The 25,207-nt window shown below is 48.6% G+C and carries 27 protein-coding genes; 14 read left to right on the forward strand and 13 right to left on the reverse strand.

Translation table 11 applies throughout. The features are described 5' to 3' along the window. Nucleotides 1-19 precede the first annotated feature (19 nt). On the reverse strand, nucleotides 20-151 hold the full coding sequence (locus AB3R30_RS00665) for a hypothetical protein (protein WP_458647204.1): 132 nt from the start codon (nucleotides 149-151) through the stop codon (nucleotides 20-22). On the opposite strand from AB3R30_RS00665, the gene AB3R30_RS00670 reads away from it, so the two are divergent. Beyond that, a complete protein-coding gene (locus AB3R30_RS00670; RefSeq protein WP_458647205.1) occupies nucleotides 150-1,010 on the forward strand; it encodes a dienelactone hydrolase family protein in 861 nt (286 codons plus the stop codon). The genes AB3R30_RS00665 and AB3R30_RS00670 overlap by 2 nt on opposite strands. A 236-nt stretch (nucleotides 1,011-1,246) precedes the next feature. On the opposite strand, the gene AB3R30_RS00675 is transcribed toward AB3R30_RS00670, so the two are convergent. The 3 genes from AB3R30_RS00675 to AB3R30_RS00685 form a co-directional block, all read right to left on the reverse strand. Then, nucleotides 1,247-1,681, reverse strand: coding sequence for a DUF3368 domain-containing protein (locus AB3R30_RS00675; RefSeq protein ID WP_458647206.1), 435 nt, complete (start codon nucleotides 1,679-1,681; stop codon nucleotides 1,247-1,249). A gap of 62 nt (nucleotides 1,682-1,743) precedes the next feature. Further along, nucleotides 1,744-2,004 carry a UPF0175 family protein gene (locus AB3R30_RS00680; protein ID WP_458647207.1) on the reverse strand — a complete coding sequence of 87 codons (261 nt, stop codon included), beginning with the start codon at nucleotides 2,002-2,004 and terminating at the stop codon, nucleotides 1,744-1,746. Nucleotides 2,005-2,277: 273 nt separating this feature from the next. Further along, nucleotides 2,278-2,598 carry a hypothetical protein gene (locus AB3R30_RS00685; protein WP_458647208.1) on the reverse strand — a complete coding sequence of 107 codons (321 nt, stop codon included), beginning with the start codon at nucleotides 2,596-2,598 and terminating at the stop codon, nucleotides 2,278-2,280. A 4-nt stretch (nucleotides 2,599-2,602) separates the two neighbouring features. On the opposite strand from AB3R30_RS00685, the gene AB3R30_RS00690 reads away from it, so the two are divergent. Further along, nucleotides 2,603-2,794, forward strand: coding sequence for a hypothetical protein (locus AB3R30_RS00690; RefSeq protein ID WP_458647209.1), 192 nt, complete (start codon nucleotides 2,603-2,605; stop codon nucleotides 2,792-2,794). A 45-nt stretch (nucleotides 2,795-2,839) separates the two neighbouring features. Here AB3R30_RS00690 and AB3R30_RS00695 read toward each other — a convergent pair whose 3' ends face one another. From AB3R30_RS00695 to AB3R30_RS00715, 5 genes are all read right to left on the reverse strand, one after another. Next, nucleotides 2,840-3,805: a DnaJ C-terminal domain-containing protein gene (locus tag AB3R30_RS00695; RefSeq protein ID WP_458647210.1), complete on the reverse strand. Its 966-nt coding sequence runs from the start codon at nucleotides 3,803-3,805 to the stop codon at nucleotides 2,840-2,842. A 60-nt stretch (nucleotides 3,806-3,865) separates the two neighbouring features. Beyond that, nucleotides 3,866-6,244: a molecular chaperone DnaK gene (gene dnaK, locus AB3R30_RS00700; RefSeq protein WP_458647371.1), complete on the reverse strand. Its 2,379-nt coding sequence runs from the start codon at nucleotides 6,242-6,244 to the stop codon at nucleotides 3,866-3,868. Nucleotides 6,245-6,409: 165 nt separating this feature from the next. Further along, the gene (locus tag AB3R30_RS00705) at nucleotides 6,410-6,733 is read right to left on the reverse strand and encodes a clan AA aspartic protease (protein WP_458647372.1); all 324 of its coding nucleotides are present in this window, start codon (nucleotides 6,731-6,733) and stop codon (nucleotides 6,410-6,412) included. A gap of 39 nt (nucleotides 6,734-6,772) precedes the next feature. After that, nucleotides 6,773-7,048 (reverse strand): hypothetical protein, encoded by a 276-nt coding sequence (locus AB3R30_RS00710; protein ID WP_458647211.1) that lies wholly within the window; start codon nucleotides 7,046-7,048, stop codon nucleotides 6,773-6,775. A gap of 210 nt (nucleotides 7,049-7,258) precedes the next feature. Continuing rightward, nucleotides 7,259-8,029 carry a pentapeptide repeat-containing protein gene (locus tag AB3R30_RS00715; protein WP_458647212.1) on the reverse strand — a complete coding sequence of 257 codons (771 nt, stop codon included), beginning with the start codon at nucleotides 8,027-8,029 and terminating at the stop codon, nucleotides 7,259-7,261. A 466-nt stretch (nucleotides 8,030-8,495) separates the two neighbouring features. Between AB3R30_RS00715 and AB3R30_RS00720 the strand changes: the two genes are divergently transcribed. Further along, the gene (locus AB3R30_RS00720) at nucleotides 8,496-8,741 is read left to right on the forward strand and encodes a UPF0175 family protein (RefSeq protein WP_458647213.1); all 246 of its coding nucleotides are present in this window, start codon (nucleotides 8,496-8,498) and stop codon (nucleotides 8,739-8,741) included. Further along, nucleotides 8,741-9,238, forward strand: coding sequence for a DUF3368 domain-containing protein (locus AB3R30_RS00725; protein WP_458647214.1), 498 nt, complete (start codon nucleotides 8,741-8,743; stop codon nucleotides 9,236-9,238). The genes AB3R30_RS00720 and AB3R30_RS00725 overlap by 1 nt, the downstream gene beginning before the upstream one ends. Nucleotides 9,239-9,498: 260 nt before the next feature. Here AB3R30_RS00725 and xdhB read toward each other — a convergent pair whose 3' ends face one another. Together xdhB and xdhA are read right to left on the reverse strand one after the other, a co-directional pair. Further along, nucleotides 9,499-11,808: a xanthine dehydrogenase molybdopterin binding subunit gene (gene xdhB / locus AB3R30_RS00730; protein WP_458647215.1), complete on the reverse strand. Its 2,310-nt coding sequence runs from the start codon at nucleotides 11,806-11,808 to the stop codon at nucleotides 9,499-9,501. A gap of 2 nt (nucleotides 11,809-11,810) precedes the next feature. Beyond that, nucleotides 11,811-13,244, reverse strand: a complete 1,434-nt coding sequence (gene xdhA, locus AB3R30_RS00735) for a xanthine dehydrogenase small subunit (protein ID WP_458647216.1) — start codon at nucleotides 13,242-13,244, stop codon at nucleotides 11,811-11,813. A gap of 361 nt (nucleotides 13,245-13,605) precedes the next feature. Here xdhA and pstS point away from each other — a divergent pair, with 361 nt between their 5' ends. The 5 genes from pstS (at nucleotide 13,606) to psb27 (ending at nucleotide 18,330) form a co-directional block, all read left to right on the forward strand. After that, nucleotides 13,606-14,703 carry a phosphate ABC transporter substrate-binding protein PstS gene (gene pstS, locus AB3R30_RS00740; protein WP_458647217.1) on the forward strand — a complete coding sequence of 366 codons (1,098 nt, stop codon included), beginning with the start codon at nucleotides 13,606-13,608 and terminating at the stop codon, nucleotides 14,701-14,703. A 139-nt stretch (nucleotides 14,704-14,842) separates the two neighbouring features. Next, complete coding sequence (gene pstC / locus AB3R30_RS00745) at nucleotides 14,843-15,802, forward strand: phosphate ABC transporter permease subunit PstC (protein WP_458647218.1); 960 nt, start codon at nucleotides 14,843-14,845, stop codon at nucleotides 15,800-15,802. Nucleotides 15,803-15,889: 87 nt separating this feature from the next. Then, on the forward strand, nucleotides 15,890-16,789 hold the full coding sequence (gene pstA, locus AB3R30_RS00750; RefSeq protein WP_458647219.1) for a phosphate ABC transporter permease PstA: 900 nt from the start codon (nucleotides 15,890-15,892) through the stop codon (nucleotides 16,787-16,789). 103 nt (nucleotides 16,790-16,892) lie between these two features. Next, nucleotides 16,893-17,699: a phosphate ABC transporter ATP-binding protein PstB gene (pstB, locus tag AB3R30_RS00755; protein ID WP_458647220.1), complete on the forward strand. Its 807-nt coding sequence runs from the start codon at nucleotides 16,893-16,895 to the stop codon at nucleotides 17,697-17,699. A gap of 226 nt (nucleotides 17,700-17,925) precedes the next feature. Further along, the gene (psb27, locus tag AB3R30_RS00760) at nucleotides 17,926-18,330 is read left to right on the forward strand and encodes a photosystem II protein Psb27 (protein WP_458647221.1); all 405 of its coding nucleotides are present in this window, start codon (nucleotides 17,926-17,928) and stop codon (nucleotides 18,328-18,330) included. Between the two features lie 79 nt (nucleotides 18,331-18,409). On the opposite strand, the gene trpD is transcribed toward psb27, so the two are convergent. Together trpD and cutA are read right to left on the reverse strand one after the other, a co-directional pair. Further along, on the reverse strand, nucleotides 18,410-19,468 hold the full coding sequence (gene trpD, locus AB3R30_RS00765; RefSeq protein WP_458647222.1) for an anthranilate phosphoribosyltransferase: 1,059 nt from the start codon (nucleotides 19,466-19,468) through the stop codon (nucleotides 18,410-18,412). A 164-nt stretch (nucleotides 19,469-19,632) separates the two neighbouring features. After that, the gene (cutA, locus tag AB3R30_RS00770; protein ID WP_458647223.1) at nucleotides 19,633-19,980 is read right to left on the reverse strand and encodes a divalent-cation tolerance protein CutA; all 348 of its coding nucleotides are present in this window, start codon (nucleotides 19,978-19,980) and stop codon (nucleotides 19,633-19,635) included. A gap of 92 nt (nucleotides 19,981-20,072) precedes the next feature. Here cutA and AB3R30_RS00775 point away from each other — a divergent pair, with 92 nt between their 5' ends. The 5 genes from AB3R30_RS00775 (at nucleotide 20,073) to AB3R30_RS00795 (ending at nucleotide 25,138) form a co-directional block, all read left to right on the forward strand. Next, entirely contained in the window at nucleotides 20,073-20,753 is a 681-nt protein-coding gene (locus tag AB3R30_RS00775) for a DUF2834 domain-containing protein (RefSeq protein WP_458647224.1), read from the forward strand. A 59-nt stretch (nucleotides 20,754-20,812) separates the two neighbouring features. Next, entirely contained in the window at nucleotides 20,813-21,247 is a 435-nt protein-coding gene (locus AB3R30_RS00780) for a DUF4168 domain-containing protein (protein ID WP_458647225.1), read from the forward strand. Nucleotides 21,248-21,463: 216 nt separating this feature from the next. Continuing rightward, nucleotides 21,464-22,330, forward strand: a complete 867-nt coding sequence (locus AB3R30_RS00785; RefSeq protein ID WP_458647226.1) for a cell division protein FtsQ/DivIB — start codon at nucleotides 21,464-21,466, stop codon at nucleotides 22,328-22,330. A 214-nt stretch (nucleotides 22,331-22,544) separates the two neighbouring features. Then, on the forward strand, nucleotides 22,545-23,816 hold the full coding sequence (ftsZ, locus tag AB3R30_RS00790; protein ID WP_458647227.1) for a cell division protein FtsZ: 1,272 nt from the start codon (nucleotides 22,545-22,547) through the stop codon (nucleotides 23,814-23,816). Then, entirely contained in the window at nucleotides 23,816-25,138 is a 1,323-nt protein-coding gene (locus AB3R30_RS00795) for a 16S rRNA (cytosine(967)-C(5))-methyltransferase (protein ID WP_458647228.1), read from the forward strand. The genes ftsZ and AB3R30_RS00795 overlap by 1 nt, the downstream gene beginning before the upstream one ends. Nucleotides 25,139-25,207: the final 69 nt, after the last annotated feature.

Raw genomic sequence — 25,207 nt, forward strand, 5'->3', positions numbered from 1 at the left:
CTGAGTCAAGCTATGTAAATCAATCGGTGAAGGCAGGTGCAACGTTGGCGATCGCCCTCATCCTGTCACACCACGGCTGATTCAAAGAACCCAACATTTTGTTGTCTTCTACAATTTGGGTTATATCCACTTTCCATGCGTCAAAAATCATGAGCGATCGTTCCTTGTTTTCTCGGTTCAAGCTGCCCTTAACCCGCAGGCAACTCGTTACCGCAACTCTCACATCTGGCTTTGCGCTTGCGGTACAGCCTATTCTTGCAAAAACGATTCAGACCAGTCCTGATGGATTAACCGTTGGATCGGTGCAAATTCCGGTGGCAAGTGGCACGATCCCGGCTTATCGGGCAATGCCTGCAAAAGGTAATTCTTTTCCCATCGTTTTGGTGATTCAGGAAATTTTTGGTGTACACGAGCATATCCAGGATGTTTGTCGCCGTTTTGCCAAACTGGGTTATCTTGCGATCGCGCCTGAACTCTTTGTCCGCCAGGGAGATGTTGCCAAACTCAGCAGTGTCGATCAGATCCGCCCCATCGTTGCCAAAGTTCCAGATACTCAGGTGCTATCTGATCTTGATGCTACCGTGGCATGGGCAAAACAGCGGAGCAAAGGGGATGCTGCTCGTTTGGGCATTACTGGATTTTGCTGGGGCGGACGCATTACCTGGCTCTATGCTGCCCACAATCCGCAGGTGAAGGCAGGCGTTGCTTGGTATGGACGATTGGTCGGCGATCGCACCCCGCTCCAGCCCCAGTACCCGATTGATCTAGTTACGTTGATCAAAACCCCTGTCCTCGGACTTTACGGCGGACAAGATACTGGCATTCCGGTTTCAACGGTAGAGCAAATGCGATCGGCATTGAAAGAGCTTTCGGCACCCTCTCAGATCATCGTTTACCCAGAAGCTCCCCATGCTTTCTTTGCAGACTATCGCCCCAGCTACCGCCAGCAACCCGCAGAAGACGGTTGGAAACGGCTGCAAGCCTGGTTCAAGCAATATGGCGTAGCTTAACCCTTTATCGAGTTGCTTATTCACGATAGACGGCTTCTGGAATCAGAACGCGATCGTCAAGCTGTTGAAGTAGATGAAAATGATGGATGGCAACTAGGCTTGTAATGACTGACGTATCACTGATGAACTCCATTCCACAGCTTGTGCTAATCGGGAATGAGCAACACTATTCATCCTCGTAACGACGCAAATTAGCGACGGCAGATAACCTCGAACTCAACACCATCGCCCTGGAACTACTGCAATTCCTCAACTTGTCTGAGAGCTTCGTCATAAACCTGCTGACTCAAACGAAATTTAGCCGCAGTTCGCAAGGCATCAAACTGTTCTTGCAAGTCAACAACTACTCCTTGCCGTTTCGCCCAAATCAAGAGACCTAACGTACCAAGTATCGGTAAATTCATGCGTCGTGCAATTTGTCGCGCTTTCTTTTCATCCAGCAACAGAGCTTCTGAAGGCTGCTCAAGCAATAATGCGATCGCCTCTGCTTCACCCTGATCCAGATCCTGCCGTAGCACTGATATTAGAGTCTTATTTTCCACTTCTTGAACGGACAGCCAAAGGTTTAAGCCTGCTGCAACTTCTATCGCCCCTACCCGCCCTGCTCCAGTTTCCACAACTTCATACCAGACTGCCTGTGGAATCAGAATTCCGCCTGGAAATCGCTGCATTAGTATAGACAGTTGACTGATACTGCTGAGAGCAATCAAGACAGAAGAGTTGCTGATGGCTCTCAATCTAACTGCTCCAGTGTATTTAAGTCATTTTCCAATTCTTCTAAATCGTAACTCCGCTCAATTGCTTCATCTCCAAGTAGTGAATGAAACTCCCATTTTGTCATTTGTGCTAGCTCACGTGCTTTCCCAAAGGAAAGTAACCCTTTTTGATATAAACGAATTGCCAATTCCCGCTGTACACGTGAGAGGCGTTCTGTAGGCGGAAGCTGAAGAGATTCTGCAACATCGTTTGAAATCTCAAGGACTAGTTTGCTCACTCTCGTCTCCTAATGTGTCAATAATAATTCCTGGCAAATCGCCACAATTTTGCCATGATTGCCTTCCTCTTTGCTGTAGCGAAGTTGCTGAACAGCCATAGGCTTGACCTCGTTTTAACTTTATCCCTTTATTTTAGCTGAGGGAGTCGATCGCCCTCCTCAAAGTGCGTGTTTGGTTACTCCATCTTTTTGCATTATTTTGGTAGTAGATTAAGAGGCGAGGCGAAAAGCCGCACCCCTTAAAAAGAGATTGGCAGACGAGCCATTCCGCTTCTACACTGCGAGCACCAATATCTGACTTTTCCCTTGATGCCGTATGTTCAAGTCCATGTTCCGCAACCGGACAACAGCATAGAGTCTCTCATCCCCAAGCAAGTCGTTGTTCAGAGTATCACCGTTGATATTGTATGTAAGCGTTTGGTTGACAATCGCAGCGCTGGGATTGAATGTGGAGGCAGCCACATGCCCCGTAATCGCGTCATCGGTGCTGTCAAGAAACTCCCCATTATCCTCCTCCCACAACTGAAAGGAATCGCGGAAGTTGTAGTTGCTTGTACTCCACTCCTGTTGACTAAACCTCGCCGTATACTTCACGGTAATGACCCAATTATTTCCAGCACCCGCAGTTTTTGCTGCGGTCAATCTGACATTTCTGACGGTAGCCATTGTTCTTACCTTTTCCCATAGTGGGGGGGGTGGCGATCTACGCACTTTAATTGCGGTGAGCGATCGCTTTGACCAAGTTATGCGATCGCTCTTTCAGGCTACGCTGTTGCTAACCTATGCATGACGGACAGGTCAAGTGATTACGGTGAAGTGAGACGAGATCGCTCGATCACGTTAGCAAATTCTCGCGGGGATTTGCGGTTTCAAGCTGACGCAGCTTTTCATAGAGTTCTCGTTCGGGTTCGCTGATTTCTTTGGGGATGACGATTTGAATTTCGACAATTTGATCGCCGCGTGTGCCGTTGGCTTTGGGATAACCCTTGTTTGCCAAACGCAATCGCTGCCCAGAGCGGACACCGGGCGGAATCGACATTTTAACCAGACCATCTAGGGTTGGCACTTCCACCGGATTTCCCAGCACGGCTTCACTAGGGGTTAAGGGCAGTTCGCAGACAATATCGGAGCCATCTAGCTGAAAGAAGGCGTGAGGCGACACATCAATTTTGAGATAGAGATCGCCGCCGCTGACCCCCTGTCCTTTGAGGCGAACCCGCTGTCCGGTCACCATTCCGGCTGGCATGTTCACTTCCAGCGATCGCCCATCTTCTAGCCGGATGCGCTCTCGACCACCTATATAGGCTTTTTCGAGGGGAACGGTGAGGCGGGCTTCGGCATCGCGTCGGGCAGTGCGAGGAACGGTATAGCTGGTTTTGGAAGTGCCGGGGCGATAGGATTCTCTGGGGGTGCCGGAAGGACTGGGTGCATCGCGGCGATTGAGCAGTTGATCCACAAAGCTATTGAAGTCGCTGAACTCATCAAAGTTCATACCTTCGGGGGCTGCGCGATCGCTCCCACGACCATTCCAACCGCGACTACTGGGCGATCGAGTAGATTCCTGAAAACCGCGTTGCTTCCAATAGCGCCCATATTGGTCATATTTGCTGCGATTGGTGGGGTCGGACAACACCTCGTAAGCTTCGTTGATGTCCTTAAATCGGTCTTCCGCTGTTTTATCGTTGGGGTTCAGATCAGGGTGAAACTGCCGAGCCAGCCGCCGAAAAGCTTTTTTAAGATCTTCAGCGGTCGTTTCTTTCGGAACTCCTAAAATGTCGTAATAGTTGCGGAAGTTTTGCATAGAGAAGCAGGTTATTGGTTCGCTGTTGGCGGTGGTCTAATCGCGAATCGCTGTAGACCGTTAGAGCCAGTCATCGTCGTCATCCCAATTATCTTGATTTAGGTTGGGACGGGGATTGCGAGAATTTGGCTTGTTGCGATCTTTGGGGGGTTCATATTGATCGCGGCTATCTCGACTCGGCGATCGCGGAGGGGCACTGGGGCGATCTCGATCATAAGCGGAACGGTCAGGCGGTTTGCGGGGTTCATACCGATCTTCATTGTCCCAGCTATTGGAACGGTTGCTGTCCCGATTCCGATCGCGGTCATTGATGCGATTAGGCGGATTGCTGTCCCGGCTGATATCGCGGGGAGGAGCAGTATCCCAGCGATCGTTCGTGCGGGGGGCACTATCCCAGCGATCGCTCTCCCGCCGATCTGCCCCACCATATCGCGGAGGTTCGCTGCCGCGAGACAAGCTGCCGTAGCCGTAGTTTGTGCCATAGCTCGTACCATAGCGGTCATTGCCATAGCGATCGTTGCCATAGCCAGCACGGCGATCGTCATAGTCGTAGTAATCATCATCGTCATCGGTGAAGAAGCTTTTAATCGCACCCAATAGGCTATCTTCTTCTTCCTCTTGCTTGTTGCGCGCATAGACTTCGCGGGTCAGGTCATATAAGGCATCTTGCAGATCAGCTTGAAAGCGATCGATACCGCGTTCATCGTTTTGAGCCAGAGCTTCCCGCAATTGACGAGAGGTGGTTTCAATCCGGCTGCGATAGCTGCTCACAAACTGCATCCCAAAATCTAAGGTCGCTTCGCGCAGTTGCCGTTCCGACTTAAAGATCAAGGATTCGGCATCATTGCGTTTTTGGACTTTTTCTTTCTTCATGCGATCGCTGGCAGCCGATTCTTGAGCATCCCGCATCATTCGCTGCACTTCTGCTTCACTCAGCGTCGAAGCGCCCTGAATAGTGATCCCTTGTTCTCGCCCGGTGGTGCGATCCATGGCAGTGACTTGCAAAATGCCATTGGCATCAATATCAAACGACACCTGAATTTGGGGAATGCCTCGCGGCGCGGGTGGAATGCCCGTCAGCTTAAACCGTCCCAACGATTTGTTGCCTGTATTTAACTCGCGCTCCCCTTGCAGGGCATGAATTTCTACCAGGGTTTGATTGTCTTCTCCTGTGGAAAAAATATCAGAACGACGCACTGGAATGGTTGTATTGCGAGGAATTAGCTTTTTCATTAAGCCGCCAATGGTTTCTAACCCAAAAGAAAGCGGGGTCACATCCAGCAGCAAAATATCTTTAACTTCGCCTGCCAAGATACCCGCTTGAATCGCTGCGCCGACTGCTACCACTTCATCGGGATTCACATTTTGGTTGGGCTGTTTGTCAATAAAGCTGCGAACCAATTGCTGCACGATGGGAATCCGGCTAGAACCGCCCACCAAAACCACTTCATCAATTTGAACCGGACTCATGCCTGCATCTTTGAGCGCTTGCCGCACGGGACCGCGAATACGGGTGAGCAAATCTCCACAGAAGCCTTCAAACTCGGCACGGGTGAGGCGGGTTTCGAGATGTTTGGGTCCATCTGCGGTGGCAGTAATAAAAGGGAGGTTGATTTCGGTAATCGTGACACCCGAAAGCTCAATTTTAGCTTTCTCAGCAGCTTCCGTCAGACGTTGCAGAGCTTGGCGATCGCGCCTTAAATCAATCCCTTCTTGTTCAATAAACTTTTCCGCTAGCCAATCCACAATTTTTTTATCAAAATCATTGCCGCCTAGCTGGGTATCACCAGAGGTCGCTTTGACTTCAAATACGCCATCGCCCACATCTAAAATCGAGACATCAAAGGTGCCGCCGCCCAGATCGAAAACCAGGATCGTTTGGCTAATTTGGCGATCGAGTCCATAGGCAAGGGAAGCGGCTGTGGGTTCGTTCAAAATTCGCTTCACTTCTAGACCCGCAATCCGCCCTGCATCACGAGTCGCTTGTCGCTGCGAGTCATTGAAGTAAGCGGGGACAGTAATCACTGCGCCCGTAATTGGCTCTCCCAGATAGCGACTGGCTTCATCGGCTAGCTTTTTTAAGATCATTGATTGCACTTCTTCCGGTGCAAAATCTCGCTCCAATCGAGGGCACTTGATTTTGACATTGCCCAAATCGTCTTTGCGAATGGTGTAAGGAACCCGCTTGGATTCTGGGGTCAGTTCCGCGTACTTGCGCCCGATGTAACGCTTTACGCCAAAAAAAGTATTTTGCGGATCAAGTACTGATTGTCGTCGCGCCATTTGCCCTACAAGGCGTTCGCCATCTTTGCTAAAGCCAACGACAGAAGGGGTGGTTCGCATTCCCTCTGCGCTCGCAATCACTACTGGTTTTCCCCCTTCCATTACCGAAACCACGGAGTTCGTAGTTCCTAAGTCTATGCCGACGACTCTTCCCATGCGTGATTCATCTCCCCTAGGCTGCATGAACAATGCAGATGCTTCAACCCATTGTATCGTGCGAATGAATGGTGCTTTAGCGATCGCAGAAGCCGATCGCCACAATATTTGGTGTCATTGCGCCAGTGTGATCTTGTTAGCCTGCGTTTGCACCAATGCAAACAACTACAAGTCGTCAATAGTGACCAATCCACCCTCTGTAAATTGGATCACAAGCTCATGCCCGTCTAGCAAAGCAGTGCCAACCAGGGGTCGCCGTCCTGTAGCAAAAACACGAACCTCTCGCTCCTCTCCGTTCCAAAGAATAATCGCCTTATGGACTGGCAATATCACTCGGCTGTTATCTGCTAAATTCACACGCATATCATGCTTGAAAGGAAGATTGAGTAACGCAACCGCTTCGGGAGGTAGACAAAGCTCATCTGTAAATCCTGTATCTATCACAAACTCAATTGGGAAGTCAGCGCGATTGGAAATCCGAAATGGAATGGTAAATTATCGCGTGTCCATCATCCACAATCCCCGAAATTACTTAACCACACGCTCCATGACACCGCCACCAAAAGCAGCACCGACGTTGTACCCGATTTTGATTCCAAAGAGTCGGGCATTGGGATGTTTCTCGCTCAGGTAATCAGCAGCGCGTAAGCCATTTTCATCAACTTTATAGTCACCTGTCTCAATATCAATGATGACCATCTTGCCGATGTTTTCTTCGATTTCCACTTCTTGACGGATTCTGCTTTCATACAATTGTTCTGCACGTCGAGCGACTTCTTCCCGACTTAGAAGGATTGCCTGCATACGCTGACTCCTGATACTACGCTACTTCCATAAACTCTTTAAATGATATCTCACAAGCAAATTAAGATGGGAATTGCCCCCATACCTGCTATGTTTGAGCTTGAGAAGTGGGATATCTATCAAGAGCATCTCCCAAGGGCGAATGAAGACTAGAGATCGGGCTTGAGAATAAACCCTTGCCCATTCACCTCGAGATCAAATGTACTACTTTCAGTTATCATCTTTCATCTTGCAGTTATCATCACTTTTGATTGTTTTATCTGACATGATAGTTTTACAAAACTTTATTCCTCGCATACTAGCTTGACTTAGATCAGCGCCGTCTAGATGTGCGCCTTCTAAATTAGCACTGTCTAGATTTGCACCCTTTAAATTAGCACCGTCTAGATGTGCGCCTTCTAAATTAGCACCGTTTAAGTTTGCCCCTTCCAAATTTGCTTTGCCTAAGTTAGCTTTTCTAAGATCGGCTCCCTGTAGTTGAGAATTCATTAATCTTGCATACCAAAAGCTGACCTGTCTCAGATCCATATCTCTCAAATCGGCACTTGCCAAGTTAGCACCACTCATAGAAATAATGCCTATTTGATCGATTAATTTACCATCTTTATCTTTTATTAAGTTCCTTTTATCGTCTGTTTTCAATACAATCAAGTCGGATTCTTTTAGAAAAAGAGTTAGAAGCCCTCTTCTTTGTGTATCTAGTCGTCTTAGTACAGATAAAGTTCTAGCACGAGCAATACTTCTTACCTGGTCTCGTGAGGTGGCAACGTTCAGCTTTTTCTCCAGCATTAATTCACGCATATCTTTGTAATATGACTGAAGTGCTTCTTCTCGATATCGTTCATCTGCAATTCCTTGTTGAAAGTATTGGAAGAAGTATCCTCCAATGGCTAGGAGTAGAGGAAAGAGAAACAATTGTAGAAAATCAAAACCAGTTTTATCTTTGAATCCCCAACTCCACTTGTTACTAAAATTACTCATACGTTTTCATAGCGTTACTCTTAAGTAGCCGAAAACAACATTTGTCCTTGCGCGGGATATTTTAGATAAGCCTAACTACCCAGCGGTCTAACAGTACTTTAAACTGAGTACTTTAAACTGAAATTTTGGGTAAGTGTCCCATTTAAGGATGTTATCCAGAACGTTTCGGGCTAACATCCCTTTCTTGGCAATTACACTGAAATTTTCTGTATATTTTCAGATGGGTATAGCTACAACGATCGCACCTGATCAATTGCCTTTAAGGTGGCTTCGGGTGTGGCGGGAATTGCCAAAGTAACTTGGGTGGGGCGATCGCCCCAATATTATGGGTGGCTTCTACTCCAGTTAGTTGTCCTGATTGCAGCAGTGACCTCGTAGAATACATCTCTTGCTGGCAGTTTCCTGATGATTGAGATCATGGGCTGGCTCAAAACGTAAAATAGAGAGAATAGCGAGGAATTTAGCAATGAGTGTTGTTGTCCCTAACGAAGTTTTAACCGCAACTCGCATGACTGAGGCTGAAATGCGGCAAGAAATTGCTGTCATGCTCTTTCAGCAGGAGAAGCTTACCCTTGCTCAAGCCAGTCGATTTGCTGAAATGCACCGTGTCGCATTTCAGCACCTCCTTGCTAGTCGTCATATCCCAGTGCATTATGGGATAGAAGATTTTGAGCAAGATATTCAAAACTTACGAGAGGTGGGCAGATTGTGATGATTGTCAGTGACACATCACCCATCAACAATCTTGCTGCAATCAATCACCTCTATCTCCTTCATCAACTCTACGGAACAGTTGTTATTCCCGAAGCTGTTTATCGAGAACTAACCGACCCCAATTGTCCTGTTGCAGGTGCGACTGAAGTAAAAACTTTTGATTGGATTCAAACTTGTGCTGTTAAAGATCGTACTCTGATCGAAGCATTGAGCGCTGAACTTGACATTGGAGAAGCTGAAGCGATCGCCCTAGCATTTGAAATTCAAGCCGATCAAGTTTTGATTGATGAACGTCGGGGTCGGCTTGTAGCAAACAGATTGAACCTCCGATACGTAGGCATTTTGGGAATCTTGGTCGAAGCGAAAAGTCAAGGCTTGATCGCTGAGGTAAAGCCTCTATTGGATGCATTGATCCATGAAGCTGGATTTTGGGTTGCAGAACCTTTATACAGCAGCATTCTGGAGCTTGTTAACGAAACTGGCTTACTGGGCTAATAGTCCAGCTTTAAAGGTAAGCAGTACGAGGAAAGGTCAAGACAACAACTGTCCGTTATTCTTAATTCCTCAAGGATCTTTGTGTCCTAACCTATTCATCCGTTGCTATATCCCATAGACAAGCAGAGCCAGTTAATCTCCCAGTTGGGCAGCAACTGTCCACCTTTGCTACAACACCCACCAACTTTTAAGAATCCGATCCAATCGAGTTGTTAGACCCTCGTAAAACTGCTTTACTTTGAACACAGTATTTAGATTTTCTATAGCGATCGCACCTGATCAATTGCCTTCAAGGTGGCTTCAGGAGTGGCGGGAATGGCGAGGCTGACTTGGGTAGGGCGATCGCCAAATGCGGCAACGGCTGCTCGAATCGATTCCCGCACTGAAAACGCCAGCATCAAGGGTGGTTCGCCTACCGCTTTGCTGCCGTAAATGGTGCCGTCTTGGGAGGCTCGTTCCAGCAGATGGACTTTAAAGTGTTCGGGGATTTCGCTGACCGTGGGGATTTTGTAGGTGCTGGGGGCGTAGGTGCGGAGTCGAGCTTGGTCATCCCACACGAGTTCTTCCATCGTGAGCCAGCCCAACCCTTGGACAAAGCCGCCTTCCACCTGTCCTTGATCGACTAAGGGATTCAAAGATTCTCCGACATCATGCACAATATCGACTTGTCGCAGTTTGAAGGTGCCCGTAAAGCCATCCACTTCTACTTCACTGACGGCGGCTCCGTAGGAAAAGTAGTAAAACGGTTTGCCCTGATTGGTTTGATAATCCCAATGGATGTCTGGAGTGCGGTAGTAGCCTGTGACAGAGAGGGAAACGCGATCGCTGTATGCTTCTCTGACCACGGCATTGAACAGAATGGAACTGCTGCGATCGGTGCGGCAATAGATCCAATCGTCCTCGAAGATCAAATCATTGGGTGTATCGAGATTGAGTAGTTTCGCGGCGATCGGTGCCAATCGCGCTTTCAGGGTTTCACAGGCATCTTTGACGGCTTGCCCATTTAAATCCGCCCCACTGGATGCGGCTGTCGCGGAGGTATTGGGCACTTTGTCGGTACTGGTGGGCATGAGGCGGAAGCGATCGCTGTTCACGCCCAGAGTTTTAGCCGCCACTTGCAGCATTTTAGTATGCAACCCTTGACCCATCTCAGTACCGCCATGATTTAGCTGAATGCTGCCATCGGTATAGACCAAGATCAACGCGCCTGCCTGGTTGTATTGCACCTTGTTAAAGGAGATGCCAAATTTGACGGGCGTAATTGCAATGCCACGCTTTTTGTAGGGATTTGCCTGGTTGAATTGCTCAATCGCGATCGCCCGTTCTGCATAGTTCGCATTGTTTTTTGCCTCGTTCCACACTCGCGCAATCCGATTATCTAAAATTTCCTGTCCATAAAAAGTAGTGTTGGTTTCGCCCGTACCGTGATAGAAGTTACGTTCTCGTACAATATCAGGCGGCAGGTTTAGCGATCGCGCGATTCGATCCATAATTTCTTCGATCATCAACATGCCTTGCGGTCCACCAAACCCTCGAAACGCGGTATTAGAAACGCGGTGAGTTTTGGCAATTTGCCCCCGAATTTCCACATGAGGAATGTAGTAGGCATTATCGACATGCAGCATTGCTCTCAGCAGCACCGGCGGCGACAAATCCAGGCTCCAGCCGCCATCGGCATACAGGGCAAGGTCTAAGGCAAGCAGTTTGCCTTCTGCATCAAAGCCGACTTTATATTGCCCTAAGAACCCATGCCGTTTACCTGTCAAGATTATGTCATGGTGTCGCCGTAGCCGCACTCGCACCGGACGACCCGTTTTATAAGCCGCGATCGCGGCGATCGCAGCGGGTGGGTTTGCCTGAGATTCCTTACCGCCAAAACCACCGCCCATTCTTAAACAGGTGACCACCACGCGATTGTTCGCAATGCCCAACACTCGCGCCACAATAATTTGCGTTTCGCTGGGATGTTGGGTCGAGCAATACACCTGGTAATTGCCCTCGCCATCGGGAATTACCCAACTGGTTTGGGTTTCTAGATAAAAATGATCTTGCCCGTTCATTTCCAAGTCACCTTCTAGAACGTGCGCGGCAGTGAGCAGAGCGGGTTCTGGCTCTCCGCGACGGCAGACTTGGGGCTGATTATGGACACTGTTGAGCGCGATCGCCTGCTGAATCGTGGCGATCGGTGCTTGTGGTTCGTACTCTACTACAACTTTTTCCGCACCCTGCCTTGCCGCATCTTCCGTTTCGCCCACAACCCAGACTACGGCTTGCCCCCAATAGCTGACGACCTCGGTGGGCAACAGCGGCTCATCGTGGACAATTGTGCCCGTGTCATTTTCACCCGGAATATCCGCCGCCGTCAGCACCGTGACGACTCCAGGAATGGCATAGGCAGGCTGAGTATCAATCTTGAGAATTTTGGCGCAGGCGTAGGGAGACAGCACCGGATAGAGCGACAGTGTTCCGGCAGGCGATCGCTGATCATCGGTGTAGATCGCCTTGCCGCTAACGTGATGTTCTGCGCTTTCATGGCGGCGGTTGCGACTTGGTTTGCTGGGCATATTCATGACTAAACCTCTACTGCGTCGGTAAGGCTACCCATTTCAACAAAGAATTTTTCAAACAAATTCACGATCAGTCGTTGGCGATAATCCGCACTGCCCCGTAAATCCGTAAGCGGCGTAAATGCTTCGCTCAGTAATGGTTTTGCCTGTTGCACAGTGGCATGATTCCAGGGCTTGCCGATGAGGAATTGTTCCACCGAGATCGCCTGTGCGGGAGTTGCTGCCACACCACCATAGGCAAGCCGCGCCTGAAGAATCTGATGGCGATCGTCCAAGTCGATCGTGAATGCTGCCGCCACAATGCTGATATCATCCGTGCCGCGCTTGCCAATTTTATAGGACTGACTCAAACGGCGCACGGCTCCAGCAGTAAGCGTTTTCGGAATCACAATCGAGACAATCACCTCACCGGGTTGCAAATCGGTTTGGCGATATCCCTTAAAGAAATCTGCTAAGGGCAAAATTCGCGAACCGCTAGCACTGGCAAGCCGCAACTCCGCATTTAAGGACAGCAGCACAGGCGGCAAGTCCCCAATGGGCGACGCAGTAACAATATTGCCGCCCAACGTTGCCCGATTTCGCACCTGTCGCGCTGCAAACCAGTGCAGCATTTCATCCAAACTAGGAAACACGCCGTGCAAGTTGGCTTCAATATGGCTCAACGGCACAGCAGCCCCAATTTCAACCCAGTCTGCTGTTTGCTCCAGCGTTTGGAGTTCTGTCACCGCTTCTAATGAGATCATCACGGAGTAATTTTGCCGATGCCAACTGAGTTCCAGACCTAAATCGGTGGCACCAGCAACGAGAGTCGCATCTGGGTATTGTTGCAGCAAGGTGAACACCTCGGCAAGCTGAACGGGGCGATGAAACTGGCGATCGCCGTTACCATAGTGGACAGGCAATAAATCAACCGCTGCTTGTTCTAGGGCGTGACTAAAGGGATCGCTGATTTCACTCGACTGTGCTGCCACCTGTTGAGCCGCACGACGAATCGGCAGATAGCCCGTGCAGCGACAGAGATTGCCTTCAATCGCCAGGTCATCTAGGGCGCGATCGTAATAAGCAGCAAACAAACTGATGATAAAGCCAGGAGTGCAGTAGCCACATTGGGAACCGCCCAGTTGCACCATGGCAGCTTGCACAGGATGCAATTGTCCGTTTGCCACCCCTTCCACGGTAATCACTTCGCGATCGCCGATCGCGCCCAGGGGAATCAGGCAGCTATTAACAGCTTGATAGTGGGGTTTGCCGTCTGCCCCCTTGCCAATCAACGCCACGGTGCAGGCTCCACAATCGCCATCGCCACAGCCTTCTTTGGTGCCCATGCGATCGCTCTGGCGCAAGTATTCCAGCAGGGTGCGCGTGGGGTCGGCATTTTTGAGGCAAACCAGTTCACCGTTGATAGTGAATGTTAATTGATTACTAATTCCGTGAGTCACTGTGGTTGTCTGCTTTGAAAAGGAAGGGGAAAGTAGAGGTGAAGCGAATCAGAAACAGTGCCAAAAGCATAGCAATCGATACTATCCACTTCATGCACAGGCTTTATGTGGTTTGAACTACATTTTGACCGATCAGGTATTTCAATCCAGATATCGCAGTCATTTGACCTAACTTTATTAACAAAAAGCAATCAAACTATTGATTCACATTTTTTTGATAACCCACCTAAACTTTACGGTTATATCTAGGGTTCTATCAGTTGTATTTGCCGGGTGATCAGCCATAAAGATAGGCGGCTTAACCTTCCCTTTACGCAAGGGTTGTAGTGTGATGGGGTTACAACGTGAGGATGATGAGGTTATGGTTTCCTTGGTGAAGGTAAGTCGCTGGGTTCTCTCTGCGTCTGCGATCGCTCTAGCCGCAGGTCTTGCTTCTTGTGCCCCCAGTGCCCCCCCCAATGCCCCGATTGGCAGCAGCCCTGCAACGGGTGGCGGAACGGGAGGTGGCGGTACGATTTCGATTAGTGGCGCGGGAGCTTCAGCCCCCAACTCGCTTTATCAGCGCTGGTTTTCCGAGTACCGTACCGTCAAGCCAAATGTGCAAGTTAGCTATCAATCCATTGGGAGTGGTGCAGGGGTTAACCAGTTTCTAGCGCAAACCGTGGATTTTGGCGCAACGGATGATCCGATTAAAGGTGCAGATGCCGCCAAGTTTCCTAAAGATCGGGGAACTTTGATCCAAATTCCGACCACGGGTCTTTTTGTTGTATTTGCCTATAATCTTGAGGGCATTAAAGATCTCAAGCTTTCTCGCGCAACTTACTGTGGGATTGCGGATGGTTCGATCAAAACCTGGAATGACCCCAAAATTGCTAAAGACAATGCTGGCGCTCAACTCCCTAGCACTCCGATTACGTTTGTCTTTCGCTCAGATGGCAGTGGGACGACTGCAATCTTCACCAACCACTTGGCTCAAGCTTGCCCTGGCTGGAAACCTGGCGCAGGCAAATCGATTGAGTGGCCCACGGGTCAAGGTGCAAAGGGAAATGAAGGTGTGACGGCTCAGATTAAGCAAGCTCCTGGCGCGATCGGGTATGTCGAGTTTACCTATGCTAGGGAAAATCAGTTGGATATGGCAGCTTTGCAGAACAAAGCAGGCGATTTTGTGACTCCTACGCCAGAAGCAGCCGCTAAAGCTTTAGACGGCGAAAAGCCCAATGAGCAATTTGTGATTTCTGTGCCCGATCCAGCCGGAAAAGGCGCTTATCCAATTGTGAGCTTAACCTATGCGCTTCTGTACGGAAACTATCCTGCGCCCAAAGGGTCAACCCTCAAAGATTTGTTCAAATGGGCATTAAAAGATGGTAAAGCAGCGGCAACCGAGCTAGGTTTTATTCCCTTGCCCGATGCGCTTGTGGCGGATATCAACGCCAAACTTGACACCATTGAGGAGAAATAATTCGCGGCTTCAGCCACTCTTAAGAGATACGCTTGGAGTGGCTGAAGCAACAAAAGAATTGATCACGATCAATTCATATCTGAGTCAGATGATGCTTTATAAATCCAAGTAATTTTCCCAGCGTTGTAGTTTTAAGATTATGGCTCCAGCAGCAGATAACAACCCAGGTATGTCCTACGAGCGCACTCAGCTATCGCGCAAGGTGGACAGTGGCTTTAAATGGCTGACTACAATTTTTGCCGTTGGTATTGGGGTGACCCTATTAGCGATCGCGCTCCAAGTGGGTAGGGATGCGCTCCCGGCAATTCAAAAATTTGGCATCATCGACTTTGTGACAGGCGTTCGCTGGAACCCTGTAGAAGACATCTATGGAGCCTGGACTCAAATCTATGGCACCTTAGTGACTGCCTTTATTGCATTACTAATTGCAGTTCCCGTAGGGGTCGGCGTTGCCATTATCTTAAGTGAAGATTTTCTGCCGCCCAAAATCCAACAGCCGCTCGTGTTTATGGTGGAACTACTGGCAGCCATTCCCAGCGTGATTTATGGATTGTGGGGAATTTTCGTCCTCGCTCCTTTCCTCCAAGCTCCCATGACCTGGATTCACCAAACCTTCGGCTGGATTCCCCTATTCAGTACGCCCCCAACAGGACGAGGCATCTATATTGCATCGATCATTCTGGCGATTATGATTCTACCGATTATTGCCGCCATTTCTAGAGATGCTCTGGTGGGAGTTGCTCCTGAACTTCGTCAAGCGTCCTATGGTCTGGGGGCAACCCGTTGGGAAACGCTCATTCAGGTTATCGTCCCCACTGCCATCTCTGGAATCATTGGGGGCGTGATGCTGGCGTTGGGTCGGGCGATGGGCGAAACGATGGCAGTGACGATGTTGATTGGCAATGCGAACCGACCGTCTCCCTCTCTGTTTGCTCAGGGATCAACGATTTCAGCGCTATTGGCAAACCAGTTTGCTGAAGCCTCTGGTCTACAAGTGGCATCATTGATGTATGCCGCTTTGATCTTGTTTGGGCTAACCCTGGTGGTCAATATTTTTGCTGAGATTTTGGTGAGAAAAGTTGAATTGAAGAAGCTGTAGCAAAATGGGCGATCGCAAGCGACTGATTATCCTTGCATCTCATGCTCCAACGGGACTGAAGTTAAAAATTTGTGAGAAGTTAGTAGTATGACCAGCCCAGAGTTCCCGGCATCCCTAGCCCAAGGCAGAAGCTTAGAGCGTACCGTATCCTCTAAAACGATTTTTTCCAACATCATGACGGGTCTCGTGTTTGCTTGTGCGCTGCTGGCGCTGATCCCATTGATAGCGCTTTTGTACTATGTAATCACCAAAGGCGCAGTTCGATTAGGTCCTCAGTTATTTACTCAGTTGCCGCCGCCGCCTTTCCCCCGTGATTCCCCTCAGTTCTATTCAGGTGGCTTTGGGAATGCAATCTTGGGAACCTTTATGACGGTTGGCATTGCCTCGCTGATTAGCATTCCGTTTGGGATTTTAGCGTCTATCTACCTTTCTGAGTTTGCGCGAGATACCAAACTCGCCAACCTGATCAACTTTATGACCAATGTTTTGAGTGGAGTTCCCTCGATTGTCATGGGAGTTTTTGCCTATGGTTTAATCGTGATCACTACTCGCTCTTACTCAGCCATGGCAGCCGGTTTTGCCTTGGCAATTTTAATGCTGCCGACGATTGTGAGAACTTCCACAGAGGCGTTTGAGTCGGTTCCCAATGATATTCGTCAGGCTTCGGTGGGTTTAGGGGCATCGAGTTACCAAACGGTTTTACGGGTGCTTTTGCCAGCGGCAGTTCCAGCCATTCTCACTGGGATCATTCTTGCAGTGGCTCGTGCGGCTGGAGAAACTGCGCCCGTCATCTTTACCGCTTTGTTTAGCAACTTTTGGAACCTTGATCCTTGGCGACCCACGGCTACGTTGTCCGTGCTGGTTTACAACTTTGCAATTACACCCTTCGCAAACTGGCAAGAGCTTGCCTGGTCTGCTGCCTTAGTTCTAGTAGCGCTGGTGTTGATCGCGAACTTGTTGGCTCGTTGGGTCACTCGCAAACGGTAGCGATCGCTTAAAGGATTTTCCCAAATTAAATTCTTCAATAGCTCAACTTATTCAGTATTCCAACCATTTTTCACTGACTGACTTCACTTACCGACACTGACTTATGACTCCCGATCTTCAGAACAGCGTTCAAACGGATAACGTCTTCCGCACCGAAAACGTCAACATGTATTATGGAGACTTTCTAGCGGTACGAGACATTAATCTTAATGTCCCCAAAAATGCAATTACTGCCTTCATTGGTCCTTCAGGTTGCGGCAAGAGTACGGTACTTCGCTGTTTTAACCGACTGAATGACTTGATTAAGTCATTTCGCATAGATGGCAAGATTTTATATCACGGTCAGGATCTTTATGCCCCAAATATTGATGCGGTTGAAGTGCGGCGGCAGATTGGGATGGTGTTTCAGAAACCTAATCCGTTCCCAAAAACAATCTATGACAATATCGCTTTTGGTCCGCGCCTATTAGGGTACAAGGGTGACATGGATGAATTGGTTGAGCGATCGCTCAAAGGGGCAGCACTTTGGGATGATGTGAAGGACAAACTCAAAGCGATGGGAACTGACATCTCTGGTGGACAGCAACAGCGGCTTTGTATTGCACGGGCGATCGCGGTTCAACCGGAAGTGATTCTGATGGATGAACCTTGCGCGGCTCTCGATCCGATTTCCACCCTAAAAGTTGAAGATCTGATGCAGGAGTTGAAAGAACGGTACACGCTGGTCATCGTCACTCACAATATGCAGCAAGCATCTCGCGCTTCTGATTACACTGCCTTTTTTAACGTCCAAGCAAACGAAAAAGGGCAACGAACTGGATTTATCGAAGAGTACGATCGCACCGAAGCAATCTTCCAGAGTCCTAAGAAAAAAGCGACTCAAGAATACGTCAGTGGTCGTTTTGGTTAAGCAATTCCATTCCAGCCAAATTTCCTAAAAACTCTCTAGAAATTCTGAGCAACTCGCAAATTTGTTCACTTTTCGGTGAGCAATGTAGTCTAAATGGGCTGTCCTGTAGGATTTCAATCACTGTTAGTCATGGATTGCCCATATCAAGTTAGGATAAAGAGAGACTCTGAATCCCCTTGCAAATAGGGAAGAGTTTAGACGTTGTTTTAATATCCACTGGATGTATATGAAGCGCTACTGGTCTCGCCTACTTGCTTTTGTGCTGGTTCTTTGCGTTAGTTTTGGGAGTAGCTCAGCCGCGATCGCTGGCTCTACTCTATCGGGAGATTATCGCCAAGATACCGTATCTTTGGTTAACAGTTTGAGAGAGACGCTTCAACTACCCGCAGATTCTCCAGAAAGAATTGCTTCTCAAACTCAAACAAAGCAGCTAATTAACGACTTTTCCTCACGCTATCGCCGGGATGCGTCATTAGCTAAACTGCCCTCTTTTACCACTATGCGGACTGCCTTAAACTCTCTGGCAGGACACTATAGTTCTTATCCAAATCGCCCTGTACCACAAAAGATGAAAGATCGACTGGAGCAGGAGTTTAAGCAAATTGAAACCGCGCTAGAGAGAGGCTCCTAGATTGCTAATCCTAGATTGCTAATACCATGCGCTTAAAAACAAGGGATACCAACTGTGTCCCTTGTTTTTTGTTTCAAAACTATTTCAAAAAATTGACCAACTGTTGTAATTTGTCCCAAGCGGAGCCGCTTTGTAGAATTGTTTGGGCGCGAATAATGCCCTCAGCGTAAGGGTTGTTTGAGCCAGTAAGGGCTTCTCCGACTTGCAGGGCAAGGGCAGCGTTGAGGGCTACTACATCTTGCTGAGCTTGGGTGCCTTTTCCTTGCAAAACGGCTTTGAGGATATCTGCATTTTGCTGCACGTTGCCTCCTGCGATCGCGCTTAAGGGTGCTTTTTCTAACCCCAGTTCGGCTGGATTGATCACGGCTAAACTCACTTGCCCATCAGCCAGTAGAGCTAGATCGGTGGCATCGCCTAAACCTGCTTCATCTAAGCGCTCCCGTCCATGCAGAACGATCGCCCGTTGGGTGCCCAATTGCAGTAGCGCTTGTGCGATCGTTTCCAGTAGGGCGGGATCAAATACCCCAATGACCTGCCCGGTGGGACGCATGGGATTAACCAACGGTCCCAATAGATTGAATACCGTTCGCACACCGAGCGATCGCCGCAGGGGTGCTACTCCTTTTAATGCGGGATGCCAGCCTGGCGCAAACAAGAAGGTAATTCCCACTTCCTGCACTGCCATCTGAATTTTTTCGGCAGGAGCACCGAGGGGAATGCCCAACGCTTCCAGCACGTCTGCGGAACCGACCTGACTGGATGCGGAGCGATTCCCATGCTTTGCCACGGCAATACCTGCTGCTGCTGCCACAAACGCCACTGCCGTCGAGATGTTGAACGTACCTGCTCCATCTCCACCGGTGCCGCAGGTGTCAATTAGAGGAGTGGGTAGGGAGAAGTTGAGAACAGGCAGCGAGGAAGATTGCTGTTGCAAAACCTGCGCCATGCCTGCGAGTTCTGTTGCTGAAACTCCTTTCATTTGAATGGCTGCTAAAATTGCCCCAGATAGTTCTGGTGGAACTGTTTCAGCGAGCCAGCCTTGCATAAGGTGGGAGGCTTGATCGGGCGAAAGAGATTGGCGATCGAGGAGTTGTTGCAGGAGGCGCGTCCATAAGGCAGGATCGCTTGAGGGTGACATAGCTGTGTCTAAATTTGGGGAATGAGAACTTTGCACTACGGGATCTAGGTAAGTTAAAGCATAAACAGCATGATATCAGACCCTTTCTTCCTTTCCTATCTGCATCTTAATTGTCTTGTCATAGCGCTGTAATTTATGGCACGTTTTGTTGCACTCAACAGACCCTACGCAAGATTGTCTTTTGCTAGGCTTTGCTCGATCCACTGTAGGTAAGGCTGGGAACCTGCAATGATAGGTAAGGCGATGATTTCGGGTACTTCGTAGGAATGAAGTTCGCGAATTTTAGTTTCTAGTTCTATAAATTTGGATAAGTCAGATTTGATGAGAAGCTGCCATTCGTTTTCTTGGTGAAGGGTGCCTTGCCAGGTGTAAATGGATTGAATTGGCAAGATGCTGACGCAGGCAGCCAGCTTTAATTTCACTAATGCTTGAGCGATCGCGATCGCTTCCTCTTGAGCCGCGATCGTCACCAACACTACCCCAAATTGATTGATCGCCCCTGAGTCATTCATAGAACTTCCCAAAACTTCTACACTAAAAACATCATGCTAATTTTTTAGTATCAACTCAATTTTTCTATTGCTCTAAAGATTTCTCTCCTCTCATGAATCAGCCTATTTTTAGAAAAATTGCCCTGGGATTGCTGTGGCTTGGATTTGTGATCTATGCCTTTGGATTTGCTCCACCCGATCAACCCGATACTTTGGATTTAATTAAGCGTCTCTCGACCGCACAAGTCGAGGGGATCAATCCCTTGATTGTGGCGCTGTTTAACATTATGGGTGTGCTGCCTGTAATGTATGCCTGCCTTCTCTATGCCGACGGACGAGGGCAGCGGCTCCCCGCTTGGGCATTTTCAACTGCATCTTTTGCGGTGGGTGCTTTTGCTCTGTTGCCCTATTTGGCGTTGCGTCAGCCTAACCCATCGTTTGAGGGCAAAAAAACCTGGTTGATTAAGCTGCTTGATTCCCGCATTTTGGGAGTAGGAGTGGCGATCGCCGCCATTAGCTTAGTCACCTATGGCATTTCTCAAGGGGACTGGCAGGACTTTGTAGCTCAGTGGCAAACGAGCCGCTTTATCCATGTTATGAGTCTAGATTTTTGTTTGCTGTGTCTGCTGTTTCCCGCCCTGCTAGGCGACGATATGGCACGGCGTGGCTTAACTGATTCCCGTATTTTCTGGGCGATCGCAGTCATTCCATTATTGGGAGCCGTGATTTATTTGGTGCTACGCCCCCAACTAATCGAGGCAGCCACTCCTCAAACAACCGCCGTTTTAACCTGACCCAAAGTCTGTTTTATCTTAAACTTCGCATCTTGCACCTTCTACCTAGTTGATCTCCCATGTGGCAAGCTGTTCGCCGATCGCTGAAAACAATTTTCTATGTCGTGCTGTGGGCGATCGCTAGTGGCATATTCTTCAGTTCTAATGGATTTGCAGCCGCTCTTCCTCAGTTACCTGATCCCTTCCTTGAGCAACCGCCAATCACTCGTCCTAATCTTGATCCTGGCAATATTCCTTCCGAAAAAGTGAACCAATTTGTTCGAGCCTGTCTTCAAGTCGTCAAATTGATAGAGCGCCGTGAAGGAGACTTGCAAAGTATAGAGGACAGCGCAGAATCACACCGTCTAGAGCAGGAGATTGAAGCCGAAGCCTTGGCAATCATTGAAACAGCAGGCTTAACTCGGCAAGAATATTTGCAACTATTAGGATTGGCTAACACTGATCCTGAGTTTGGAGAACGGGTGGCAAATCAACTACAAGAGTTAGCGGGATGAAAGAAATTCTGAGAAGCGATCGCAATTCCGTAACGGTTCTTAATTTAGTCTTGTTTACACATTTGAGATACTCTTTAGCATCAGAGAATCCAAAGTAGCGTTCGAGAATCTAAACCTGTCGTAGGTTTGTTCTGTCGTAAGTTTGTTTATAGATTGGCAAAATTCGGCTATCTTGAGAGGCTAGTTCCTCCAAGTAGCGCTAGGTAATTAAGTTGGATGGCTGGAAATTTTACTTCTCCCTCACAAGTAGATTTGATCCAACGGCGGCAACGGCTACGTCGTCAACGTCGCGTTCGTTTATTTCAGACAACATGGCGCGGATTGACGGTCGCAGCATTGGCAGGGAGCTTAGTTTGGGTAACAACGCTACCGATTTGGTTAATTCGCAAGCCTGAACAAATTAAGGTAGAAGGCAATCGATTGATTCCATCACCTACCCTGCGATCGCTCGTTCCCATTCGCTATCCCCAGTCTATATTGCAGTTGAAACCCGAAGCGATCGCAAAAGAGCTAAAGACAAAAGCCCCGATTGCCGATGTAGTAGTGAATCGACAACTCTTTCCACCCAGCTTGACCCTTCGAGTAGTAGAACGCTATCCTGTTGCGATCGTTCTGACTAGCTCAAGCGATATCCAATTGCTGTCGCAAAATTCCATCAAAAGCAAAGAAACTGCCGCCAAAATTGGATTGTTAGACGAGAATGGAATGCGGCTGCCTCTAGAAAACTATACGTCCATCCAACAGTCCATTAAGCTGCCAAGCCTTAAAGTCATTGGAAACCCAGAGTACTATCGCCGTAACTGGTCTTCGCTCTATCGGGAAATTAGTCGCAGTCCAATTAAAATCACTGAAATTGACTTTCAAAATCCAGCTAATTTAGTTCTAAGAACTGAACTAGGAACGATCCATCTAGGTCCCTATGGAATGCAGTTTCCTGAACAAATTAAAACCCTCGACCGAATGCGTAAACTTTCGAGCCAAGTTAGTCTGAATCAAGTTGCCTATATTGACTTAAGAAACCCAAACTCACCGTTTATTCAAACCTCTGAATCAAAAGGTTCTGTTAAGCCAGATAACCCTTAATTTAAGTCAAGAAAATGATCACAACTAGTTCGCTTAGCGATTTAATGAACTGAAGCAACGTAGACATTTCACGCTATCATAAGCTCCTTAACAAGATTGGTTTTTCAAACAAGTTCCTCTATAGTTGATCAAAGTCATTCAGATCTAAAAGATTTTTTACATGTAATTCACTCAATCTCATCTAAATTTTTTGTTAAATTGCCTCCTATTTCCAATGACACTTAACAACGGCTTAGAAAATGCCCACGGAAACACTACTCCTGAAGGACAGCCCAACTTTTTACGGGCGATCGCTCCTTCAAGCCCATTCACCGACTTCGGTAATCATATGAACCAATCTAATGATGCAAAAGGGTTGTCCAGAGACGATCATAGGAGTAACGACATTGTGCCTGGTAGCGTGGCAAAGATTAAAGTGATTGGAGTCGGCGGCGGCGGCGGCAATGCGGTCAATCGGATGATTGCCAGTGAGGTTGTCGGAGTTGAATTTTGGACGATTAACACGGATTCCCAAGCGCTAGTGCAATCGTCGGCTTCAAAATGTTTGCAGGTCGGGCAAAAACTCACCAGAGGATTGGGCGCAGGCGGAAACCCAGCCATTGGGCAAAAAGCAGCCGAAGAATCGCGAGATGAAATAGCCGCCGCCCTGGAAAATTCTGACTTAGTATTTATTACCGCTGGGATGGGCGGCGGTACTGGAACCGGTGCAGCCCCCGTCGTCGCAGAAATTGCTAAAGAACTAGGAGCCTTAACCGTCGGTGTAGTTACCCGCCCTTTTACCTTTGAAGGTCGCCGTCGCACCAGTCAGGCAGAAGAAGGAATTGCGGCTCTCCAAAGCCGAGTAGATACCTTGATTATCATTCCAAACGATAAACTTTTGACCGTTATTTCTGAGCAAACTCCTGTACAAGAGGCGTTTCGCACTGCGGATGATATTCTGCGACAAGGGGTTCAGGGAATTTCAGACATCATCACTATTCCTGGATTGGTCAACGTTGACTTTGCTGATGTGAGAGCAGTAATGGCAGATGCCGGATCTGCATTAATGGGAATTGGCGTGGGCACTGGTAAATCTAGGGCACGAGAAGCAGCAATGGCTTCGATCTCCTCACCCTTGCTAGAGTCTTCCATTGACGGTGCCCGTGGAGTCGTCTTTAACATCACAGGTGGCACTGATTTGACACTGCACGAAGTTAATGCAGCGGCTGAAATCATTTATGAAGTGGTTGATCCCAATGCCAACATTATTTTTGGCGCTGTGATTGATGAACGACTTCAAGGAGAACTGCGGATTACGGTGATTGCCACTGGGTTCACTGGAGAACCTCCAGTCCGCCAGACCCAGACTGCCAAACCTTCGGCACTGAAACGCCCGATGAGTTCATCTGCGGTTCCACCCGCTGCCGTTCCTGAACCCAAAACAAAACCGCCGATGCCGGGGTTAGATATTCCTGAGTTTCTCCAACGTCGTCGCCCCCCTCGCTAGTGGCTCAAGATCCGAGACAACAAGCATTTCAGGCACTCCAAGCGATCGCCCAGGGTGGTTTTGCTGATAATGTGCTAGCGAAAACCTTGCACCAAGATTTGAGTGACCTGGATAAACGGTTAACTACAGAACTGGTGTATGGAAGCGTTCGGCGGCAGCGAACTTTGGATGCGCTGATTGATCAACTAGGGAAAAAGCCCAGCGATCGCCAGCCGCCTAATTTACGCTTAATTCTTCATTTGGGGCTTTATCAACTTCGCTATCTCACCCAAGTTCCCCCTTCCGCCGCCGTCAACACGACAGTAGACCTAGCAAAAAATAACGGGTTCACTGGACTAGCAGGTGTGGTGAATGGCATACTGCGGCAGTATATTCGGCTATCAACATCTGACCCACTGCAGCTTCCCACTGATCCCATTCAGCACTTAGCCACTCTCCACAGCTACCCCGACTGGATTGTGGAAGTATGGCAATCGCAATTTGGGCTAGAAGATACAGAAAAACTCTGTAACTGGATGAATCTAGCGCCGCGTATTGATTTGCGGGTCAATATTTTAAGAACATCCGTTGAACAGGTAGAAGCAGCAATGCAGGCAGCGGGAGTATGGGTCGAGCGATCGCCCGTTTTGCCGCAAGCACTCCGATTGGTTAATCATGCGGGAGCCATTCGCAACTTGCCCGGTTTTGAGGAAGGCTGGTGGATGGTGCAGGATTGGAGCGCTCAACTCGTGAGTCACTGTGTCAATCCCCAACCGGGCGAGACGGTAATTGATGCCTGTGCTGCTCCTGGTGGAAAGGCAACTCACCTAGCAGAATTAATGGGCGATCGCGGGATTGTTTATGCCTACGACAAAACTCCGTCCCGCTTAAAAAAAGTGCAGCAAAACTGCGATCGCTTAGGACTACGATCGATTCAAATTGCCACCGCCGATAGTCGTACACTGACGCAGACAACTCAAGCCGATCGAGTATTAATTGATGCGCCCTGTTCTGGCTTAGGCACGCTACATCGTCATGCTGATGCTCGCTGGCGGCAATCTCCCACAACCGTCCAAGAGTTAGCCACCTTACAAGCTGAGCTATTGAATCAAGCTGCAACATGGATTAAACCGGACGGCATCTTAGTCTATGCCACCTGCACCTTGCACCCAGCGGAAAATGAACATCAAATTCAACACTTTCTCACCACTCATCCAGATTGGAAAGTGCGATCGATGATTGATCTTCCCGCGTCTAAATTTACGACTTCAGCAGGATGGATAAAAGTTTTGCCCCATCAACACTCCATGGATGGCTTTTTTGTCGCACAACTTGCTCGATAATGTTCTAGTTTTGAACAAAAAATGTGACAAATGGTCTGACATTACGCTTAGATACGTTCCTATTGGCGT

It is taken from the genome of Sivoneniella epilithica UHCC 1019 (assembly GCF_040830845.1).
In the GTDB taxonomy this organism is placed as follows: domain Bacteria; phylum Cyanobacteriota; class Cyanobacteriia; order Leptolyngbyales; family Leptolyngbyaceae; genus ULC077BIN1.

What these genes read in the sequence shown, in the direction of transcription:
- AB3R30_RS00670 (WP_458647205.1), top strand. Translation starts at nt 150, where the DNA reads ATGAGCGATCGTTCCTTGTTTTCTCGGTTCAAGCTGCCCTTAACCCGC.
- AB3R30_RS00665 (WP_458647204.1), bottom strand. Translation starts at nt 151, where the DNA reads ATGATTTTTGACGCATGGAAAGTGGATATAACCCAAATTGTAGAAGAC.
- AB3R30_RS00675 (WP_458647206.1), bottom strand. Translation starts at nt 1,681, where the DNA reads ATGCAGCGATTTCCAGGCGGAATTCTGATTCCACAGGCAGTCTGGTAT.
- AB3R30_RS00690 (WP_458647209.1), top strand. Translation starts at nt 2,603, where the DNA reads ATGACCCAATTATTTCCAGCACCCGCAGTTTTTGCTGCGGTCAATCTG.
- AB3R30_RS00695 (WP_458647210.1), bottom strand. Translation starts at nt 3,805, where the DNA reads ATGCAAAACTTCCGCAACTATTACGACATTTTAGGAGTTCCGAAAGAA.
- dnaK (WP_458647371.1), bottom strand. Translation starts at nt 6,244, where the DNA reads ATGGGAAGAGTCGTCGGCATAGACTTAGGAACTACGAACTCCGTGGTT.
- AB3R30_RS00710 (WP_458647211.1), bottom strand. Translation starts at nt 7,048, where the DNA reads ATGCAGGCAATCCTTCTAAGTCGGGAAGAAGTCGCTCGACGTGCAGAA.
- AB3R30_RS00715 (WP_458647212.1), bottom strand. Translation starts at nt 8,029, where the DNA reads ATGAGTAATTTTAGTAACAAGTGGAGTTGGGGATTCAAAGATAAAACT.
- AB3R30_RS00720 (WP_458647213.1), top strand. Translation starts at nt 8,496, where the DNA reads ATGAGTGTTGTTGTCCCTAACGAAGTTTTAACCGCAACTCGCATGACT.
- AB3R30_RS00725 (WP_458647214.1), top strand. Translation starts at nt 8,741, where the DNA reads ATGATTGTCAGTGACACATCACCCATCAACAATCTTGCTGCAATCAAT.
- xdhB (WP_458647215.1), bottom strand. Translation starts at nt 11,808, where the DNA reads ATGAATATGCCCAGCAAACCAAGTCGCAACCGCCGCCATGAAAGCGCA.
- pstS (WP_458647217.1), top strand. Translation starts at nt 13,606, where the DNA reads ATGGTTTCCTTGGTGAAGGTAAGTCGCTGGGTTCTCTCTGCGTCTGCG.
- pstC (WP_458647218.1), top strand. Translation starts at nt 14,843, where the DNA reads ATGGCTCCAGCAGCAGATAACAACCCAGGTATGTCCTACGAGCGCACT.
- pstA (WP_458647219.1), top strand. Translation starts at nt 15,890, where the DNA reads ATGACCAGCCCAGAGTTCCCGGCATCCCTAGCCCAAGGCAGAAGCTTA.
- pstB (WP_458647220.1), top strand. Translation starts at nt 16,893, where the DNA reads ATGACTCCCGATCTTCAGAACAGCGTTCAAACGGATAACGTCTTCCGC.
- psb27 (WP_458647221.1), top strand. Translation starts at nt 17,926, where the DNA reads ATGAAGCGCTACTGGTCTCGCCTACTTGCTTTTGTGCTGGTTCTTTGC.
- trpD (WP_458647222.1), bottom strand. Translation starts at nt 19,468, where the DNA reads ATGTCACCCTCAAGCGATCCTGCCTTATGGACGCGCCTCCTGCAACAA.
- cutA (WP_458647223.1), bottom strand. Translation starts at nt 19,980, where the DNA reads ATGAATGACTCAGGGGCGATCAATCAATTTGGGGTAGTGTTGGTGACG.
- AB3R30_RS00775 (WP_458647224.1), top strand. Translation starts at nt 20,073, where the DNA reads ATGAATCAGCCTATTTTTAGAAAAATTGCCCTGGGATTGCTGTGGCTT.
- AB3R30_RS00780 (WP_458647225.1), top strand. Translation starts at nt 20,813, where the DNA reads ATGTGGCAAGCTGTTCGCCGATCGCTGAAAACAATTTTCTATGTCGTG.
- AB3R30_RS00785 (WP_458647226.1), top strand. Translation starts at nt 21,464, where the DNA reads ATGGCTGGAAATTTTACTTCTCCCTCACAAGTAGATTTGATCCAACGG.
- ftsZ (WP_458647227.1), top strand. Translation starts at nt 22,545, where the DNA reads ATGACACTTAACAACGGCTTAGAAAATGCCCACGGAAACACTACTCCT.